General features: G+C 52.5%; 13 protein-coding genes. 6 read left to right on the top strand and 7 right to left on the bottom strand.

All coding sequences use genetic code 11. The features are described from left to right. Positions 1-4 precede the first annotated feature (4 nt). From ACJJJB_RS17225 to ACJJJB_RS17215, 3 genes are all read left to right on the top strand, one after another. A complete protein-coding gene (locus ACJJJB_RS17225) occupies positions 5-622 on the top strand; it encodes an energy transducer TonB (protein ID WP_282952259.1) in 618 nt (205 codons plus the stop codon). An 11-nt stretch (positions 623-633) separates the two neighbouring features. Continuing rightward, positions 634-1,986, top strand: coding sequence for a tetratricopeptide repeat protein (locus ACJJJB_RS17220; protein ID WP_353375543.1), 1,353 nt, complete (start codon positions 634-636; stop codon positions 1,984-1,986). Between the two features lie 221 nt (positions 1,987-2,207). Beyond that, the gene (locus ACJJJB_RS17215) at positions 2,208-2,858 is read left to right on the top strand and encodes an energy transducer TonB (protein ID WP_020414281.1); all 651 of its coding nucleotides are present in this window, start codon (positions 2,208-2,210) and stop codon (positions 2,856-2,858) included. A gap of 48 nt (positions 2,859-2,906) precedes the next feature. On the opposite strand, the gene ilvD is transcribed toward ACJJJB_RS17215, so the two are convergent. The 7 genes from ilvD to ACJJJB_RS17180 form a co-directional block, all read right to left on the bottom strand. Beyond that, on the bottom strand, positions 2,907-4,742 hold the full coding sequence (gene ilvD / locus ACJJJB_RS17210) for a dihydroxy-acid dehydratase (RefSeq protein WP_445365226.1): 1,836 nt from the start codon (positions 4,740-4,742) through the stop codon (positions 2,907-2,909). 126 nt (positions 4,743-4,868) lie between these two features. Continuing rightward, the gene (gene argA / locus ACJJJB_RS17205) at positions 4,869-6,191 is read right to left on the bottom strand and encodes an amino-acid N-acetyltransferase (protein WP_020414283.1); all 1,323 of its coding nucleotides are present in this window, start codon (positions 6,189-6,191) and stop codon (positions 4,869-4,871) included. A 115-nt stretch (positions 6,192-6,306) separates the two neighbouring features. Beyond that, entirely contained in the window at positions 6,307-7,470 is a 1,164-nt protein-coding gene (gene argE / locus ACJJJB_RS17200; protein ID WP_444946039.1) for an acetylornithine deacetylase, read from the bottom strand. After that, positions 7,448-8,326, bottom strand: coding sequence for a DMT family transporter (locus ACJJJB_RS17195; protein WP_020414285.1), 879 nt, complete (start codon positions 8,324-8,326; stop codon positions 7,448-7,450). The genes argE and ACJJJB_RS17195 overlap by 23 nt, the downstream gene beginning before the upstream one ends. A gap of 182 nt (positions 8,327-8,508) precedes the next feature. Further along, positions 8,509-10,209, bottom strand: coding sequence for a thiamine pyrophosphate-binding protein (locus tag ACJJJB_RS17190; RefSeq protein ID WP_445365225.1), 1,701 nt, complete (start codon positions 10,207-10,209; stop codon positions 8,509-8,511). A 181-nt stretch (positions 10,210-10,390) separates the two neighbouring features. Next, positions 10,391-11,665: an inorganic phosphate transporter gene (locus ACJJJB_RS17185; protein ID WP_020414287.1), complete on the bottom strand. Its 1,275-nt coding sequence runs from the start codon at positions 11,663-11,665 to the stop codon at positions 10,391-10,393. Between the two features lie 10 nt (positions 11,666-11,675). After that, positions 11,676-12,353 (bottom strand): TIGR00153 family protein, encoded by a 678-nt coding sequence (locus ACJJJB_RS17180; RefSeq protein WP_020414288.1) that lies wholly within the window; start codon positions 12,351-12,353, stop codon positions 11,676-11,678. A 148-nt stretch (positions 12,354-12,501) separates the two neighbouring features. Here ACJJJB_RS17180 and tfpB point away from each other — a divergent pair, with 148 nt between their 5' ends. From tfpB to ACJJJB_RS17165, 3 genes are all read left to right on the top strand, one after another. Beyond that, the gene (gene tfpB, locus ACJJJB_RS17175) at positions 12,502-14,277 is read left to right on the top strand and encodes a type IV pilus assembly ATPase TfpB (protein ID WP_353375546.1); all 1,776 of its coding nucleotides are present in this window, start codon (positions 12,502-12,504) and stop codon (positions 14,275-14,277) included. Positions 14,278-14,427: 150 nt separating this feature from the next. After that, positions 14,428-17,271, top strand: a complete 2,844-nt coding sequence (gene glnE, locus ACJJJB_RS17170) for a bifunctional [glutamate--ammonia ligase]-adenylyl-L-tyrosine phosphorylase/[glutamate--ammonia-ligase] adenylyltransferase (protein WP_445365224.1) — start codon at positions 14,428-14,430, stop codon at positions 17,269-17,271. 59 nt (positions 17,272-17,330) lie between these two features. Continuing rightward, on the top strand, positions 17,331-18,284 hold the full coding sequence (locus ACJJJB_RS17165) for a branched-chain amino acid transaminase (RefSeq protein ID WP_020414291.1): 954 nt from the start codon (positions 17,331-17,333) through the stop codon (positions 18,282-18,284). Positions 18,285-18,346 lie beyond the last annotated feature (62 nt).

The raw sequence follows: 18,346 nt of genomic DNA, 5'->3' as shown, positions 1-18,346 counted from the left end.
AGCTATGAATCCGGTAAGACTTCTTGGGGCAGGTACGTTGGCGGTAGCCACCACCTTCGGCCTCATCTTCACCATGCATCAGCTGATTCAGGCAAACATGAAGGCTCCAGAGGAAAAGGAGCAATTCAAAGTTGCCGATGTGGTGATGCCTGAGCAGAAGATCGAAACACAGTACGATACGACCAAACCGGTGAAACCGGAGGAGCCAGAAACGCCTCCGCCGGAGATGCCAGAGCCTGAGTTTGAAGACCCGAATATTGATACCAGTATCAGTGTTGCTGCCCCTAGAGCAGGTGGCGGCGTCAAGTTGTCGGGCTTCAGCTTTGGTGAGGGGGATTATCTGCCAATTGTTAAGGTGCAGCCTCAGTACCCTCGACGCGCCCTGCAGCGCGGAATGGAAGGGTATGTGATTGTGGAATATACGGTGACCACAAACGGCTCTGTACGTGACCCCATCGTAATTGAAGCTTTCACGCTAGATGGTAAGCCTACTTCTGTTTTCAACAGAGCTGCGCTTAAGTCTGCACTGAAATACAAGTACAAGCCGCGGGTAGTCGATGGCAAGCCGACCGAAGTTCCCAATGTAAGGACTAAGATCAGCTTTAATATGGCCAAAAACTAAGGGGAAGCACTATGAAGTTGACAAGCATTAGCAAAAGTTTGTCCAAGCTCGCTCTGCGCACCTCAGTAGCGCTGCCCCTGGTCTTGGCACCAGCAGTCAGTGTTACCGTGCTTGAAGCAGCGGGTGTTTCCGCATCTTTCGCCTCGGCACAGGCACAAGAGCAAAAAAAGCCTAGTAAAGAAAAGACCCGTAAAGTTCCGGCAATGCGCGAAGCGGCGTATAAAAAACTGGAAAAGGCCCAGGAAGCTGCAGATGCAGAGGATTGGGCGGGTGCTCTTGCTGCGCTGAAGGAAATGGATGCGAGCAAGAAACGGTACAATGGCTATGAAATAGCACAGATGTACAATTTCTTTGGTGTGGTTTACTACAGTACCGAGCGCTACAAAGAGGCTATTCCTTACTTCAAGAAAGTGCTGAGTCAGGGTGAAAAAAACCTGCCAGTAGCACTTGAAGTGGGCACTTTGTTTACCTTGGCCCAACTTTATTTCGTAACCGAAGACTATAAGCAGGCGATCAATTACTTGAACCAGTGGTTCAAGGTTTCTGATCGTATTACTGCAGATTCTTATGCATTGCGCGCTCAGGCTTATAACCAAGTTGGTGACCAAGCTAAGGCACTGAAGGATATCAACGTAGCGGTATCCATGTATGAGAAAGAGGGCAAGGTACCGAAGGAAGGCTGGTACGGGTTGCAGCAGTTTGTGTATTTCGAGCGCAACGACTACAAAAAAGTAGCGGGTGTTCTGGAAAAATTAGTGCAGTATTACCCGAAGCCGGTGTACTACAAAACTCTTGCAGCTATGTACGGTGAGCTTAAGCGTGACAAAGACCAGCTTCATATGATGGAAGCAGCTTATATTGCTGGTGCTTTGGAGAAAGATCGGGATTTACTGAACATGGGCTATCTCTTTATGGGGCATGAAATGCCTTATAAAGGTGCCAAGGTTATTGCCAGAGGTATTAAAGAGAAGAAGATCCCTCGAACAGCTAAGAACCTGGAGACTTTAGCCCAGGCTTACCAGATGGCTCAGGAGCTGCAAAAAGCAATCCCTCAGCTGGAGGCTGCAGCTAGCTTGTCAGACAAAGGGGAAATTTACTCACGTTTGGCCGGTATCTATTTGGATCTGGATCAGAATGAGAAAGCCATTTCGATGGGCAAGAAGGCTTTTGCAAAAGGCAAAATTAAGCGTGTCGATCAGCTTCACATCGTGATGGGTATGGCTAATGCTAACCTGAAACGTTATGACGCAGCTTTGGTAAGTCTCAAGAAAGCTTCAAAAGATGAGCGTTCTAAAAAGTCTGCGCAGCAGTGGATCGCTTACGTTGAGGGTGAGAAAAAGCGTGAAGAGCAGTTAGCGATTTAATTTCCTTCAATTATTTACCTTTTTTTAGGAGGCCATACAGAAATGTATGGCCTTTTTTCTTTTCTAGAGTTCTCTCAATTGCCCAGGCTAAATAACCTGTATTAATGGACTATTTGCATTTTTTCGTGAATTGACTAATGATTAGAGTCAGCTGATCAGCTTTTTCCATTTCGGCACTCCAGATGCCGTTTTTGCACCCTAACAATAATAGGAGAGGTGTTATGGATAGAGCTTGCCCGCCAATTTCCAGCCCTGAATTTCTACTTACCTATCAGCTTTCTGGCTATGCCAAAGGTTTGGCCTATGCTGCCCTGATAACTCTCGGGTTGATTTTTTTAATGAGCCAGTTGATTTCCACTAATTTTGTGGAGCCGGTGGCTAAGCCGTTACCGACGATTCAACCAATAGATATCACTGAGAAAAAGGTGGTAACGGTTAAAGAGTACCAGGCACCGCCCAGCCCTCAGGATATTCCGCCACCAATTCAGCGCACTGAGGTGATCAGAGACGTAGAGATTATAGATACCATACCAACGGTTGCTCCGCCGGTTGCTGAAACTGGGGGTAACCCGGTTATTGTATCGAGAGAACCTCTCCCTGTTTATAAGCCCGCACCGCGTTACCCTAGTGTGGCTATGCGCAGAGGCATGGAGGGTTACGTAGTTGTGGAGTTTACGATAACCAAAACCGGAGCGGTGCGTGATGCCCAGGTAGTTGGGGGATTCGACAGCGCTGGGAACCCTACCAATGTATTCAATCGCTCGGCACTGGCAGCGGCTGAGCGATTTAAATACCAGCCGCAAATGGAAGACGGTCAGCCTGTAGAGCGCTATGGTGTGCGTAATCGTATTACTTATAAGTTGGCGCAATGAAATAAAAAAACGGCCCTCAAAGAGGGCCTTTTTACTTCATGTTTTTAGTCAATCAATTTCTCGCACCGCGCCCCGATCGGCACTGGTGGCGAGTAACGCATACGCTTTAAGAGCTTTACTTACCTTGCGGGGGCGAGATTCACCCGGTTTCCAGGCTTGTGGGCCGAGGCTGACCATATCCTGGCGGCGTTTCTCGAGCTCCTTATCACTAATCGCGACCTCTATTTTTCGGGCGGGAATATCAATATGTATTGGATCTCCATTTCGCACTAAGGCGATAGTGCCACCAGAAGCTGCTTCTGGTGATACATGCCCGATAGAGAGGCCGGAAGTTCCGCCTGAGAAGCGACCATCAGTAATTAATGCACAGTGTTCCCCTAATCCCTTGGATTTCAGGTAGCTGGTGGGGTAGAGCATCTCCTGCATACCGGGGCCGCCTTTGGGGCCCTCATAGCGCACTATCACGGCTTCACCTTTGTGAACTTTGCCCTTGAGAATATGCGAAACCGCCTCCTCTTGGCTCTCAACCACATGAGCTGGGCCTTCAAAATGCCAAAGCGCCTCGTCTACGCCGGAAGTTTTCACTACGCAGCCATTAGGGGCCAGGTTGCCGAATAAAACTGCCAGCCCGCCCTCAGCAGAATAAGCGTGCTCGGCTGAGCGAATACAGCCTTGCTGGCGATCGACATCAAGAGTTGGCCAGCGGCAGGCCTGGCTAAATGCGGTCTGTGTGGGAATTCCTGCGGGACCAGCCCGGTAGAAGTCACGCACCGATTGCTTATCGGTGCGAGAGATATCCCATTGCTTTAGTGCATCCGCTAATGAGCCACCGTAGGCTGTGGGCAGGGAGGCATCAATTAACCCAGCAGATTCCAATTCGCCGAGAATCGCCATTACCCCACCGGCTCGGTGGACGTCCTCAACATGGTACTTCTCTGTGTTAGGCGCGACTTTGCACAGTTGCGGTACCTCGCGGGAGAGTCGATCGATATCCTGTAAGTTGAAGTCGATATCGCCCTCCTGGGCAGCGGCGAGTAGATGTAATATCGTGTTGGTCGAGCCACCCATGGCGATATCGAGAGCCATGGCATTCATGAAAGCACTGCGGTTGGCGATATTGCGAGGCAGGGCGCTCTCGTCATTTTCTTCGTAGTAACGCTTCGTTAGCGAAACAATTTCTCGTCCTGCGCGCAGGAACAACTCTTTGCGGTCCGCATGGGTGGCCAACAGGGTGCCATTGCCTGGCAGTGAGAGGCCCAGTGCCTCAGTCAGACAGTTCATAGAATTTGCGGTGAACATGCCGGAGCATGAGCCGCAGGTAGGGCAGGCGGAGCGCTCGTACTCTGCAACCTCTTCATCAGTTGCTGTATCCGTAGCAGCGATCACCATCGCATCGACAAGATCCAGTTTATGATCGGCCAGCTTGGTTTTACCGGCCTCCATTGGTCCGCCGGATACAAAAATAACCGGGATATTCAGACGTAGAGCGGCCATCAGCATTCCCGGAGTGATCTTGTCACAGTTGGATATACATACCAGGGCATCAGCACAGTGTGCGTTGACCATGTATTCTACTGAATCGGCGATAATCTCACGGCTGGGCAGGCTGTAGAGCATGCCGTCGTGGCCCATGGCAATGCCATCATCTACGGCGATGGTATTGAATTCCTTGGCGACACCACCGGCTCGCTCTATCTCCCTTGCCACCAGTTGTCCCATATCCTTCAGGTGTACGTGGCCCGGCACAAACTGGGTGAAAGAGTTGGCGATGGCGATAATCGGCTTGTGGAAATCGGCGTCGGTCATTCCTGTGGCTCGCCACAGTGCCCGGGCGCCGGCCATGTTGCGTCCGGCGGTGGAGGTACGGGAACGATATCTGGGCATGGTACAAGCATCCGGCTGTGTAAATTAGAGCGTCAGCTTATCAAAAAAATCCGATATCTGGGATATTTTCGCGCAACTTGATCAAGTTGCGCGACTTACTAGGATGAAAATTTCGGATGGAGCGGTTTATGCAGGAGGGCTGGCAGTGATGCGTTTACGCAGAATCCGCGAATTGCGCTGAATATTGTAGAGAGACTTGCGAGATGTGGGCAGGTCCTTGATCGCCACTTGCTTAAACCCCTGCTCAATAAACCAATGCTCGGTCTGCGTGGTGAGCACATAGAGCTCATCGACATTTAGGGTGCGGGCCTGACGCTCCAGGTGTCGCATCAACTTGGCGCCACGGCCACCGCCGCGGAATTCGGGATGGCTGGCCACACAGGCAATTTCCGCTGCTGATGTGATCCCGCTGTCATCTCTGATCGGGTAGAGAGCAGCACAAGCCACCGGGGTCCCATCGACTTCTACCAGAGTGAAATGCTCAATCTCTGCTTCGAGCTTTTCCCGAGAGCGACGTACCAGGACACCCTGCTTCTCCAGCGGGCGAATAAGGCCGAGAATGCCACCAACATCGGTGATACGCGCACGGCGCACCACTTCATAGCTATCCCGGTAGATCATGGTACCGGCACCCTCGCGGCGAAACAGCTCCTGGATAAGAGCGCCATTCTGACAGTAGCTGAGCAAATGGGTACGAGCGATCCCGGAATTACAGGCGCGTATGGCACACCCTAGAGCTTTGCTTCGTACTCGAGCAGAAACTTGTTCAGCCTGTACAATACTGAGTTCGTGAACCGGGTTACCGTCCAAGATTAACTGGGCAGGTTCGCGGAACAGTACCAGCTTCTCTGCTCGTAATACCCGCGCTGCCTCCGCTGCCAGGTCGAGGTAGTTGATATTGAACAGTTCCCCTGTCAGCGAAGTGCCCAGTGGAGAGAGCAATACCAGCGCACCCTGGTCTAAGGCTTGCTCAATGGTATTGACTTCCATTCTCCGAACGGTACCTGTCCAGCCCAAGTCGACACCATCAAGCACTCCGCAGGGCCGTGCGGTAACCAGGTTACCGGAAATCACTTTCAAAGCTGAGCGGGCCATAGGGGAGTCAGGTAGACCCTGTGAAAATGCGGCTTCGATATCAAATCGCAATCTACCCACCGCAGCTTTAATTATCTCCAGGCTCTCTCGATTGGTGACCCGGTTATTGTCGTGAAAGCGGCTCTCTATGCCGCTCTCAGCAAGGGCCCGGTTCACTTGGGCGCGGGCGCCATGAACGACTACCAAGCGCACGCCGAGGCTGGCGAGTAGCGCTAGGTCATGCACTAAATTACGGAAATTGGTGTGTTCCAGGGCGTCACCAGGGACTCCAATCACCAGGGTGCGACCGCGAAGATCGTTAATATAGGGTGCCGCATGGCGGAACCAGTTGAGGGAGGCGCTATCGTCGCTCACTAATGCCTTTCCGTTTACTGAGGTACTTGCCAGCTTAAAGACAAGTATTGGAGGTTTTATCTACTCCAGGCGAAGTGCCCAGACTCCTGCTGTATGCCGAGTTAGGGTGCTGTGCTTATAGGCAGAAGCGGGCTATCAGTTTGCGTAATATATCCACCATGGGATTGATACGCTCTAGCCCAAGGTATTCATCTGGCTGATGGGCTACGTCAATATCACCTGGACCCAGCACAATAGTGTCAATGCCCATGCTCTTCAAGTAGGGAGCCTCTGTAGCGAAGGCGACGCTTCCGGCGGTATGGCCACAGAGTTTTTCTGCAGTCTGCACCAGCTCAGAATTCTGCTCTTGCTCGAAAGGTTGTGCACCTGGAAATAGGGAAATCACTTCCAGGCGAATTCTGTCGTTGTCGATACAGCTGGCTAGACGTTTTTGCAGTTCAGCGCGCAGGTCTGTCAGATGCATGCCTGGTAGTGGGCGCACATCGAATTGCAATTCAGTAGAGCCGCATATTCTATTAGGGTTGTCGCCGCCATGGATGCAGCCCAAGTTCAAGGTTGGGACAGGTACGGCAAAGCCCGGGTTATTGTATTTTTGCTGCCATTCGGCTCGCAAAGACATCAGCTCTCCAATTACTGAGTGCATGGCTTCCAAGGCATTGGCGCCAAGGCTGGGATTGGAAGAGTGACCGGACTGGCCGGTGATTCGCACTGCCTCCATCATTATCCCTTTGTGCATGCGTATAGGGCGCAAGCCGGTGGGTTCACCTACTATCGCAAAGCGCCCGTGGGGTTTCCCTGCTTCGACCAATGCCTGTGCCCCAGCCATTGAGGTCTCTTCGTCGGCCGTTGCAAGAATCGTAAGGGGTTGGCGCAGAGGCTTATTTAAGAAGGACTTGGCCGCCTCAATGGCAAGGGGGAAGAACCCTTTCATATCGCTACTACCGAGGCCGTATAGGCGATTGTCTCGCTCTATCAGCTTGAAAGGATCGGACTGCCATCGGCCCTCATCATAAGGCACTGTATCGGTATGTCCGGATAAAATCAGTCCGCCATTGCCATCGGAGCTGCCGCCCAAAGTGGCGATCATGTTGGCCTTGAGAGGGTTGCCTTTCAGGGGCAACAATTCCACTTTAAAATTGAGGGCTTCCAGCCAGGTTGCCAATAGTTCCACCACCGGTCGGTTCCCCATATCGAGCGCTGGATCTGTGGCACTGATACTCGGGGTGCCAACAAGCTGGCGCAGTTGCTCCTTGAGGTTAGGTACTGCGGTACTCGCCATAGTGGATCTCCCTTTTCCTGTTGCGCCATTCGCTAATTATTACGGCTGCGGTAATTACACCACCTCCCACTGCCAGTTTTGTGATATCGGCTTCTCGATTCCAGATTAACAGGTTTACCAATAAGCCCGCGGGAATCAAGGCGTTATTCATAGCTGCCAAAGTTGTGGCGGAAACCTGGGTAGCGCCTTTGTTCCAAAGAAAGTAGCCAAGCCCTGATGCGGCCAGCCCTAGCCAGATTAGTACACCCCACTGAATTTCGTTTTGCGGATATTTGGCTTCACCCAATAGTGTCCAGGCTGTCACGGTAACTAAGCTGGCACCCAGGAAAAACCAGCCGAAAGTTTGCCTGGGCTCAAGTGGCTGTCGGTGCTGCATGAACTGCTTGTAGGCTACTTGGCCCAGTGCAAAGCATAGATTTGCCCCTTGGACCATGGCGAATCCATTCCAGTAGTCGCCGTTCGGTTTATCCCAGCGAATAATAGCTGCCCCGGAAACTGCTAATAGTGCGATTGCCAGATTCCATAAAGAGACTCGTTTCTTGAGTAGGTCGTATAAAAGGGCAATATACAGAGGAGTAAATATGGTAAACAACAGGACTTCCGGGACGCTCAGAAGTAGGAATGACTGGTAATAAAACAAATACATCAGCCCAAGCTGTACACCACCAATAGTCATAAGGGTTAAGGCAATGCGAGTGCCTGAGCGACGCCACCGCAACATGGGCAAAAATAGCAGGGAGGCGAGTAATACCCGGCTCATTGCGGAAAAGTAGCTATCCACCTGGCCGGCCAGGTAAACCCCGATCAAACTGAAGGAAAGGGCCCAAAGGAAGGTGACAAAGAGTAGCAGTGGCATGGATAAGACGTAAGCTTTTAAGTAATGGACTTTATTATGTTCAGGAAAAGTAGTATTACCGGCGTGCTAGCCAATTGGAAGCAGTGCTATAGAGCACTTAGATTTTCTAAATAGAGGCTAAGGCTGGGCGACTAATACTCTTACTTGAGAGCTGAACGTAGTTCTCATTTTACCTGGTTTTTTTACATGCTTCGGTTTGCACGGCCGTTATTACGCGCAACCTGGTTCCCCCAGCGCAGCAGATTCACATTGCAATCGTTGCGGTCGATGATCACTTCTATCAGGCAGAGCTCTTTACGGCTTTTAGCCTCCTTAATAGCTTTATCCAGTTCCCCCTCGGTACTGACTTTACAGCCCCAGGCATCACCTTCTCCCGCACTAAATACTTCAACTAATTGGGCGTAGTTCCAGTTTTTAATCTTATTGTAAGGGCCATCATGGATTTCCACTTCAATGGTATAGCCACCGTTGTTGATCAGGAAAATAATCGGGTCGACCTGATAGCGGATCATGGTGGAAATTTCTTGTGCAGTCAGCTGGAAAGAACCGTCGCCAATACAGGAAATAAGGCGGCCTTTGTCCTTCCCCAGTGCGTAACCAAGAGTCGCCCCTACTGACCATCCAATACTCCCGTATTGCATCTGGATTTCAAATTGTGCACCTTCAGGCAGGGATAGCTCCATACCGTTAAACCATGAGTCCCCTGTTTCCACCAGCAAAGTGCTTTTACGGTCGAGCAGTTTCTGTATTCGTGTAAACAGTTGCCGGATAGATAGTGGAGTCTTGGCTTTGCCTGGCTGAGGAATGTGTTTTGGACTGCTGACTCTTCGGTAGGCCTTGAGTGCACCATCGTTGGGTTTGAGTTGTCCTACAAGAGCTTCAAGCAGGTCGTTCATGTGCACATTGCTGTAACAGGTCTCCCCGAGTTGTATTGAGGCCGGGTGGCAGAAGATTGCCCGGCTTTTTTCAAAACCCAGTTGGTGTCCGGTAGTTGTGTAGTCAGTGAATTGTGGTCCTGCGAACAATAGCGCATCGGAGGTATCAATTATCTCACTACAACCTGGCGTACTCACTGGCCCCCAATAGATCCCCATAAAGTTCTCGTGTGCCTCAGACACTATGCCCTTAGCATCGGGCATGGTGGCGATGCCGTAACTACAGCTTTGGGCCAAATCGCGAAGGGCGATGCGGGCATTGGCTGCACGGATTTTACTTCCGGCGATCAGTACCGGTCTCTCAGCGGCATTAAGGAATTCGGCAACATGCTTGGTTGCAGCGTTGAGGGAATCGGGATCGCTGGTAGCGCGCCTGGCAAAACCGCGGGGTATGGGTGCGGAAGTTGGAGCGTTGGCGACATTTGCGGCGATCTCAATGTATACCGGTTTGCGGCGCAACATTGCCGTATCAATTGCGCGATCGATAGCGGCGGGTGCCAGTGAGGGGTGGTGGATGATCACGGTTTCTGCGGTTATGCGGGAATACATCTCTCGCTGATAGCTATAGTCGACCTTGCCCAATGTGTGATGCAAGTATTCCCACTCAGCTTCAGAATTGGTATTTGGCCCACCAGAGATAGCGATTAGCGGTAGGTCCTCGGCATAGGCTCCTGCAACGGCATTAATCATGCTCAATCCACCAACGGAGAATGTGACCACCGCCGCTGATGGCCCACCAGTGGCACGTGCATAGCCATCGGCGGCATAGCCAGCATTTAGCTCATTGCAACAGCTGATCATCTGTAAGTCTCTGTGCATCAATAGCTGGTCCAGCAGTACCAGGTTATAGTCGCCAGGTAGAGCAAAATAATGCCGGACTCCCGCATCTTTTAACCTCTGCGCGAGGTAGGTTCCGACAGTCCATTGGCATGTGTTAGTAGTCTTCATTGCAGTGGAGGCCAATTGCTTGGAGAGGCTGGAATTCCCGGCTGATAAAAGGGCAGGCTATCTCGCCCTGCGTTGCAACAGCGTAGCTCAAACAGGTAGCTGGCGAATTAGAGGCAATAAAAAAGGGAGGCTTTTGGGGCCTCCCTCTAATCGACTTTTCTCAAAGCCTAAGACTGGCTTATCAGCCAAATATACCTTTAAACAAGTAGAAGAACAGGATTGCAATACCGGCACCTGCGGGCAAAGTTACTACCCAAGAAGCTGCAATGGTTGTGATCATACGCAGATTCAGGGCGCCAATACCGCGTGCCAGGCCAACACCGAGAACTGCGCCAACCAGGGTATGGGTCGTGGAAATTGGCAGTCCAGTTCCCGAGGCCAGAACGACGGTGGCGGCAGCCCCCAGCTCGGCGGCAAAACCGCGGCTCGGAGTCAGCTCGGTAATTTTCTTGCCAATAGTGGCCATTACCTTAAAGCCGTAAGTGGCAAGACCCACAACAATTCCCAGGCCACCAAGGAGCAGAATCCAGGAGGGCATAGTGGCTTTGGCGGTTACCGCACCGCTCTGGATAGTGTTTACAACCGCTGCGAGTGGGCCTACTGCATTGGCCACGTCGTTAGAGCCGTGGGCAAAAGCCATGGCACAGGCAGTGAAGATCATCAGAATCGCGAAGACTCGCTCCACATTGGCAAAGCGATTCTCGGATTCTGCGGAGGGGTCGCGCTTCACGCGCTTGAGCATGGCAATACCGATACCCGCCACAATAAGACCGGCAATGGCTGCGATGCCTGCATCCTGCACGAATGTCAGCTGGATATTGGCATCTTTCAAGACATGTTTCAGGCCCTTGGTCAGGGTCACCATCGCGATCATCCAGCCTACAGCGAACATGTAGAAGGGAATATAACGCTTAGCGTTATTGAATGGATCTTCGGTATCGAGAATCAGCCGCTGAACGCTGCGGAATAACAGGAAGGAGATAGTGCCAGCTAGCAGAGGAGAAACCACCCAGCTGGCTACAATACTGCCAACTTTACCCCAGGCCACAGCGTCGGCAGAGATGCCAACTGCAGAAAAGCCGACAATTGCACCAACGATTGAGTGGGTAGTCGATACTGGCCAGCCGAGGATGCTCGCCACTAGTAACCAGGTGCCGGCGGCGAGAAGGGCAGATAGCATGCCGTAAACCAGCAACTCTGGCTGCGAGGCAAAGATTTCCGAGTCAATAATACCCTTGCGAATGGTGGCAGTTACCTCTCCGCCAGCTAGGTAAGCACCGGCAAACTCGAAAATCATGGCGATAATGATCGCCTGCTTGATAGTCAGTGCGCGCGAGCCCACAGATGTACCCATGGCGTTGGCGACATCATTTGCACCAACGCCCCAGGCCATAAAGAAGCCTGCGACACAGGCCAAAATCAACAGAATATGGCCGTATTGACTAATAATTTCCACGCTGAACCCCCTAACGTGCCAACAACAACTGCAATCGGTTGCCCACGCTGTGGGCGCGGTCGGCTAGTTCGCCGATCCATTCAATAACGCGGTAGAGGAACATTACATCCACCGGCGGTAAGTCTTTTTCTATGGCGAAAAGCGCAGCGCGAATTTCAATTTCCAGCTTGTCTGACTTGCGCTCCAGCTCGTCCAGCTCTTCAGTCATGCGCTTTGCGATGGTGACCTCACGGCCGGCGAAACCACTTTCCAGCAGCTCATCCAGTTCGTTAATGGCGCGCAGTGCCTGGGATGAGGTCGCCACAGCACTTTCAACAAAAGTGGCCATGAGCGGCTGCAGGCTTTGTGGGATTTGCATTTTCCTGCCCACTGCCAGCCCGGCGATATCCTGCGCGGTGTTGGCAACCTCATCTTGCGCGTGCAACAGCTCCAGCAGATCGGATCTGGAGACCGGCATAAACAGGCTGTCCGGCAGGTGCAGGCGCAGATCTCTTTTGATGTCATCTGCGCGGTTTTCTGTGGCAGAGATGCGCAGTTGAATTTTTTCCGCCTCTTCCAGATCACCTTTGATCAGTGCGTCAAAAAACGGAATCAGATCGGCTGAAGCCTCGTGGGCCGTAGCCATATGCTTCTCAATCGGCTTGATTGGAGAGCGGCCAAACAGATTGGCAATATTCGACAGGGCCATGGTTAGCTCCATTGCTCAGGGTGCGAAACGGCGGCATGGTACCCCAATCGGAGCAACTTCGGTAATAGTGCGTTAACGATGCACTGTTGTACCCTGAGGATGGGGCTACAATGCGGCGTCGCCATATGAGAATAAAGGGGGTTTACCAATGGCAGAGAGCAAAGCCGCGGACAGGCTGCTGGACTTACATGGGCTGCTGGATGACCTTGTCGGTCAGGGCTATGTGAGCAGGCAGGATGCTAACCGGATTGTAGGTACTCCGCGTACTGCTGAGCAGGCACAAATGCACCCTCTCAGCTACATCGCAAGCTGCGACCTCGCCAACCGGAAAGCCCCCGGAGCCCTATTGAACAGCGAAGTTCTCAGTGCCTGGTTAGCAGATATTTCCTCTCATGCCCTCTATCATATTGACTCGCTTAAAGTGAATGTCAGTGCGGTGACCGAGGTGATGAGCTTCCAGTTTGCCAAGCGCCATCAGATCTTATGTGTTGAAGCGGGAGCAGAAGAACTCTTGGTTGCAACTGCACAGCCTTTCGCTAGGGGCTGGGAAGAGCAGTTGGAGCACACCAGTGGCCGTATGGTACGGAGAGTGGTGGCGGACCCCGCAGATATTAAGCGCTATTGCGTGGAGTTCTACTCTCTTGCCAACTCCATTTCTGGGGCCAGCGGCCTGCAAGGTACATCTACTGCGAACAATTTTGAGCAGTTGCTGGAGCTCGGCAACCTAAAGGATCCCGAGGCCAACGATCAACATATCGTCAATATTGTCGACTGGCTGCTGCAACATGCCTTCGACCAGCGCGCCAGTGATATCCATATCGAGCCAAGGCGGGAAGTGGGGCGAATCCGTTTCCGTATCGATGGTGTGCTGCACCCTATTCACGAGCTGCCAGATCAGGTGAATGCTGCTGTGACCAGTCGCCTGAAAATTCTCGGGCGAATGAACGTGGCTGAGAAGCGAAAGCCCCAGGATGGACGTATCAAGACCAAGCGGCCCGATGGCAGTGAAGTGGAGCTGCGCCTCTCTACGTTGCCTACAGCCTTTGGTGAAAAACTGGTGATGCGAATTTTCGACCCCGAAGTGCTGGCGCGCTCCTACAGTGACCTGGGCTTGGGTGGTGAAGATTTGTCCCGCTGGCAAAAAATGTTGTCGCGTCCCAACGGCATTGTACTGGTAACAGGGCCTACGGGGTCGGGAAAGACCACCACTCTGTATACAGGCCTCAAACAGTTGGCTACCAGCGCGGTGAATGTCTCCACGGTGGAAGATCCGATTGAAATGGTTGAAGAGAGCTTCAACCAAACCCAGGTGCACCACTCTATCGGTTTCGATTTTGCCGCAGGTATTCGGACCCTGATGCGCCAGGACCCGGATATCATTATGGTGGGGGAGATCCGGGATCTTGAGACAGCGCAGATGGCGGTACAGGCGGCGCTTACCGGGCACTTGGTGATCTCCACCTTACATACCAACGATGCCCCTACGGCGGTCACTCGATTGCTTGACCTGGGGTTACCTCACTACCTACTTAAATCGACCATCCTCGGGGTAATGGCGCAGCGACTGGTTCGCACCCTGTGCCCGTCATGCAAGCGTGCGGATAAGATAGCAGAGGCCGATTGGCAATCCCTGGTGCGCCCATGGAAGGCTCCGCTCCCGGAAAAGGTATATGCACCGATAGGTTGCCTGGAGTGTCGTAATACCGGTTATTTGGGACGTCAAGGCATTTACGAAATATTGCCGTTCAGTGAGCCTGTCCAAGCACAGGTTACCCCTGATTGCGATCTGCAGCAGCTGCGTCGTCAGGCAATGCGAGAGGGTATGAGTAGCTTGCGTCTCTCAGGTGCCAAAAAAGTGGCAGCCGGCCTGACTACCGTTGCGGAAGTGTTGCGTGTAGCTCCGCCGCCAGACATTGCGTTTTAAAGTTTGGAGCTGGATTGCCTAGCTGGTGAAGAACAGGTGGAGGTATTAAGAAGCTAGCTGTTCTAAGCTGCTGGCTTCAAAATTGAATTCGGCCTAGGAAAAAATGAACAGGCACACCAGCCTCATAGCTGCTCTAAGGATTGATACCCCATGTTCGACCACGCCAATTGCCCCGAGTCACTCAAACACCAGCTGGATTCATTGTGGAGTGATTGGTGCGAACAGGCGGGCACTGCTTTTAGTGATGAGGTGGAGAGGCTTACAGAAGAGCGGGCCCTAGAGCCGGGATTGGCAAGAAGCTTTATTGGTTCTGAGTTTTTTCACCGTCATTGCTGCCGGCAACCTCAGTTCTTGGTTGAGCTGTTAAAAGCCGAGGATCTTGGGCTTGCACTGCCAGACTTCAATAGTGATGAGAGCCTCGACAGCGCACTGAGGTTTCTGCGCAATCGCGCTACCGCGGAGGTGATATTCCGCGATTTTGCCGACCAGTGGGATATTCCACGGACTTGCCTGCGCCTGAGTGAGTTGGCGGAGCTTTGTATTGATACGGCGCTGCGATGGCACCATTCCCAGCTGGTAAAGCGCTACGGCGAGCCGCGGGATAGAGAAGGGCGTGCGCAATCTATGGTAGTGCTCGGTATGGGCAAGCTGGGTGCGCGAGAGCTGAATCTATCCTCAGATATAGACCTGATCTTTGCCTATCCCGAACCCGGCCACACAGATGGCGAACGGTGCGTGGAAAACCAGAAGTTTTTTCAGCGTTTGGGACAGCGACTAATCAAATCATTGGATGCTATTAATGCCGAAGGCTTTGTGTTTCGTGTGGATATGCGTTTGCGCCCCTATGGAGACAGTGGCCCGCTTGTGAGCCATTTTGCTGCACTGGAGGACTACTACCAGACCCAGGGACGCGAATGGGAGCGCTATGCCATGGTCAAGGCGCGTCCTGTGGCCGGTAATAAGGAAGTTGCGGCAGATTTGATGGAGCTGCTGCGCCCGTTTACTTATCGTCGCTATATCGATTTCAGTGCGATCGATGCGCTGCGGGAGATGAAGGCTTTGATTCAACGCCAGGTGCGTGCAAAAGGCCTAACAGACAATATCAAGCTCGGTCGAGGTGGTATTCGCGAAGTCGAATTTATCGCCCAGGCGTTCCAGTTAATTCGCGGTGGCCGCCAACCGGCACTGCGTGAACGCAACCTGTTGAAGCTCCTACCACTATTGGAAAGTGATGGGCATGTAGAGCCCGGTGTAGCCTCTGAATTGGCAAACTGTTATCTGTTACTGCGCCGGGTTGAGCACGCGCTACAAGCTTATCGAGACCAGCAAACTCAAGCATTACCCCAAGATGATAAGGAACGTCAGCGGCTTGCTTATGCCCTGGGGCGAGATGACTGGGGACAACTCTTCGGGGAGTTGGCATCGGTGCGCAATGTAGTCGAAAGTGAATTCGATACTGTAATCGCGCCTCCGGAGGAGATCGCTGAGCCGCGTGTAGCGGAGGAATGGCAGGGGCTTTGGGGCAGCTGTAATGAGCCGGGAAGTGAGGAGATCAACCTGCAGAGCTTGGCGGATGCTGGCTTTGTCCCTGCTGGGGAGGCCCTGAATCTGTTGCGGGAGCTATCCAACTCACCAATGGTGATCGCATTGCCTGCTTCATCCCGGGAGCGCCTGGACCAGTTTATGCCTCTGCTATTGGCGGCAGCCAGTTTACAGGAGCAGCCGCTGCTAGTGCTTGCTAGAGTACTGCCCCTAGTGCGCTCAGTACTGCGCCGCAGCGCCTACCTGGTTTTGATCAATGAAAACCCACCGGTACTGAGCCAGCTAGTGCGGCTTTGTAGTGCCAGCCCGCGAATTGCAGAGCAGCTCGCACGCCACCCGATACTTCTGGATGAATTACTGGATTCACGTCGCCTGTTAGCGCCGGCTACAGCGGAGGATATTGCAGATGAGCTGCGTCGAGAACTATTGCGCGTTGATCCTGCTGATTTGGAGCAACAGATGGAAGCGTTGCGTTACTTCAAGCAGAGTCAAAGCCTGCGTATTGCTGCCCAGGAGGTAAGTGGGGCTCTGCCGCTGATGAGAGTGAGCGACTCCCTCACTTGGCTTGCTGAGGCAATTCTACAGCAATCTTTGCATCTGGCCTGGGCGCAGATGGTGGACAAATACGGCTTGCCTGCAGGCGCTACCGTAGAGGATATGCGTTTTGCCATTATCGCCTACGGTAAACTTGGCGGTCTCGAGTTGGCCCATGGATCTGATCTGGATATTGTGTTTGTGCATGATGCAGACCCCCAGCTCAATACTAGCGGGGATACCAGCATTGATAACCAGCGTTTTTATACCCGTCTGGCGCAGCGCCTGATCCATATTCTGCAAACGCGCACATTGAGCGGACCACTCTATGAAGTGGACACTCGCCTGAGGCCCTCTGGTAATTCAGGGCTACTGGTCACTTCTATGGCGGCATTTGACAAGTACCAGCGTGAGAGTGCCTGGACCTGGGAGCACCAGGCAATTGTGCGCGCCCGGCCGGTGACGGGTAGCAGCCGCCTGTGTGAGGATTTCCAGGAGCTTCGTTTGAGATTGCTTTGCGAGCACAGAAATGAGCAGAAATTGCGCGAGGAAGTGATCGCAATGCGAAATAAAATGCGCTCCCATCTCGATAAGAGCAATGATCAAAAGTTCGACCTGAAACACGGAGCGGGCGGTGTTGTCGATATTGAGTTTTTGGTTCAATATGCTGCTCTGGCCTGGGCGCAAACTGCGCCCTCGATAGTGCGTTATACCGATAATATTCGCATTCTCGAAAGTCTGATTGACGCGGGCCTGATGCCAGCCAAACAAGCTGGACATCTGATCGACGCCTACAAAGCCTACCGATCTGAGGGTCATCGCCTGGCACTACAACAACGGCCAGGGATTGTGAGCGATGACCGATTCACAGCGGAAAGAAAGACCGTTCAAACAAACTGGCAGCAATTGCTCGGTTAAAGGCCGGCTACCTCCTGCTGCCCGATTAAACTGTTTTTCAGGATTTGTAGGAGTTTCCCATGTCTTTTGCCGACCGCGACGGCGTTATCTGGTTTGACGGTGAGCTGGTCCCCTGGCGCGATGCACGCGTTCATGTACTGACCCATACCCTGCACTACGGGATGGGAGTGTTCGAGGGGGTACGGGCTTATGAAACTGACCGAGGCGCCAGTATTTTTCGCTTGCTGGACCATACCCGCCGACTATTTCGCTCTGCAAAAATTATGAATATCCCAATGCCATTCGATGTTGATGAGCTGAATGAAGCTCAGCGTTTGGTAGTGAGGGAGAATAACCTGCATCAGGCCTATCTGAGGCCCATGGTGTTTTTCGGATCCGAGGGAATGGGGTTACGTGCTGAGGGTCTCAAAACCCATGTCATTGTAGCTTCGTGGGAATGGCCCAGTTATATGAGCCCGGAGGCCTTGGAACAAGGTATCAAGGTGAATACCTCCTCCTATACCCGCCATCATGTCAATATCAGCATGTGTAAAGCCAAGGCCAATGGCAATTACATCAACTCTATGCTGGCTCTACAGGAGGCTGTGCGCAACGGTTGTGATGAGGCGCTCCTATTAGACCCAGAAGGCTATGTGGCAGAGGGGAGTGGAGAGAACTTTTTCATCGTTAGCGAAGGTATCATCTATACGCCGGAGCTTACCTCCTGCCTGGATGGAATTACCCGCGATACTGTAATTGAACTCGCCAGGGAATGCGGATACAGGGTGGTGGAGAAGCGGATTACCCGGGACGAAGTATATATTGCCGATGAAGCCTTCTTTACGGGCACTGCGGCTGAAGTACTGCCGATCAGCTCTCTAGATGGGCGTTCAATTGGCAGTGGTCGGCGCGGGCCAATCACCGGCCGCTTACAGAGTCTCTATTTCGATGTGGTTCAGGGACGTAGCGCCGCTCATCGGGGGTGGTTGAGCGATGTCACTGATGCACCTGAAGTAAATATTCGAATTGCTTAAGATGCTGGTCAGAGATAATAAAAAACCCGGTGAAAACTGGGTTTTTTATTACTCATCAAACT

Source organism: Microbulbifer variabilis, assembly GCF_052468405.1.
This window is presented reverse-complemented; position numbering and strand designations above follow the sequence as displayed.

Excerpts from the sequence above, each read along its gene's own strand:
- ACJJJB_RS17220 (WP_353375543.1), top strand. The coding sequence starts at position 634 with ATGAAGTTGACAAGCATTAGCAAAAGTTTGTCCAAGCTCGCTCTGCGC.
- glnE (WP_445365224.1), top strand. The coding sequence starts at position 14,428 with ATGTTCGACCACGCCAATTGCCCCGAGTCACTCAAACACCAGCTGGAT.
- ACJJJB_RS17190 (WP_445365225.1), bottom strand. The coding sequence starts at position 10,209 with ATGAAGACTACTAACACATGCCAATGGACTGTCGGAACCTACCTCGCG.
- ACJJJB_RS17165 (WP_020414291.1), top strand. The coding sequence starts at position 17,331 with ATGTCTTTTGCCGACCGCGACGGCGTTATCTGGTTTGACGGTGAGCTG.
- ilvD (WP_445365226.1), bottom strand. The coding sequence starts at position 4,742 with ATGCCCAGATATCGTTCCCGTACCTCCACCGCCGGACGCAACATGGCC.
- ACJJJB_RS17215 (WP_020414281.1), top strand. The coding sequence starts at position 2,208 with ATGGATAGAGCTTGCCCGCCAATTTCCAGCCCTGAATTTCTACTTACC.
- ACJJJB_RS17225 (WP_282952259.1), top strand. The coding sequence starts at position 5 with ATGAATCCGGTAAGACTTCTTGGGGCAGGTACGTTGGCGGTAGCCACC.
- ACJJJB_RS17180 (WP_020414288.1), bottom strand. The coding sequence starts at position 12,353 with ATGGCCCTGTCGAATATTGCCAATCTGTTTGGCCGCTCTCCAATCAAG.
- tfpB (WP_353375546.1), top strand. The coding sequence starts at position 12,502 with ATGGCAGAGAGCAAAGCCGCGGACAGGCTGCTGGACTTACATGGGCTG.
- ACJJJB_RS17195 (WP_020414285.1), bottom strand. The coding sequence starts at position 8,326 with ATGCCACTGCTACTCTTTGTCACCTTCCTTTGGGCCCTTTCCTTCAGT.
- argE (WP_444946039.1), bottom strand. The coding sequence starts at position 7,470 with ATGGCGAGTACCGCAGTACCTAACCTCAAGGAGCAACTGCGCCAGCTT.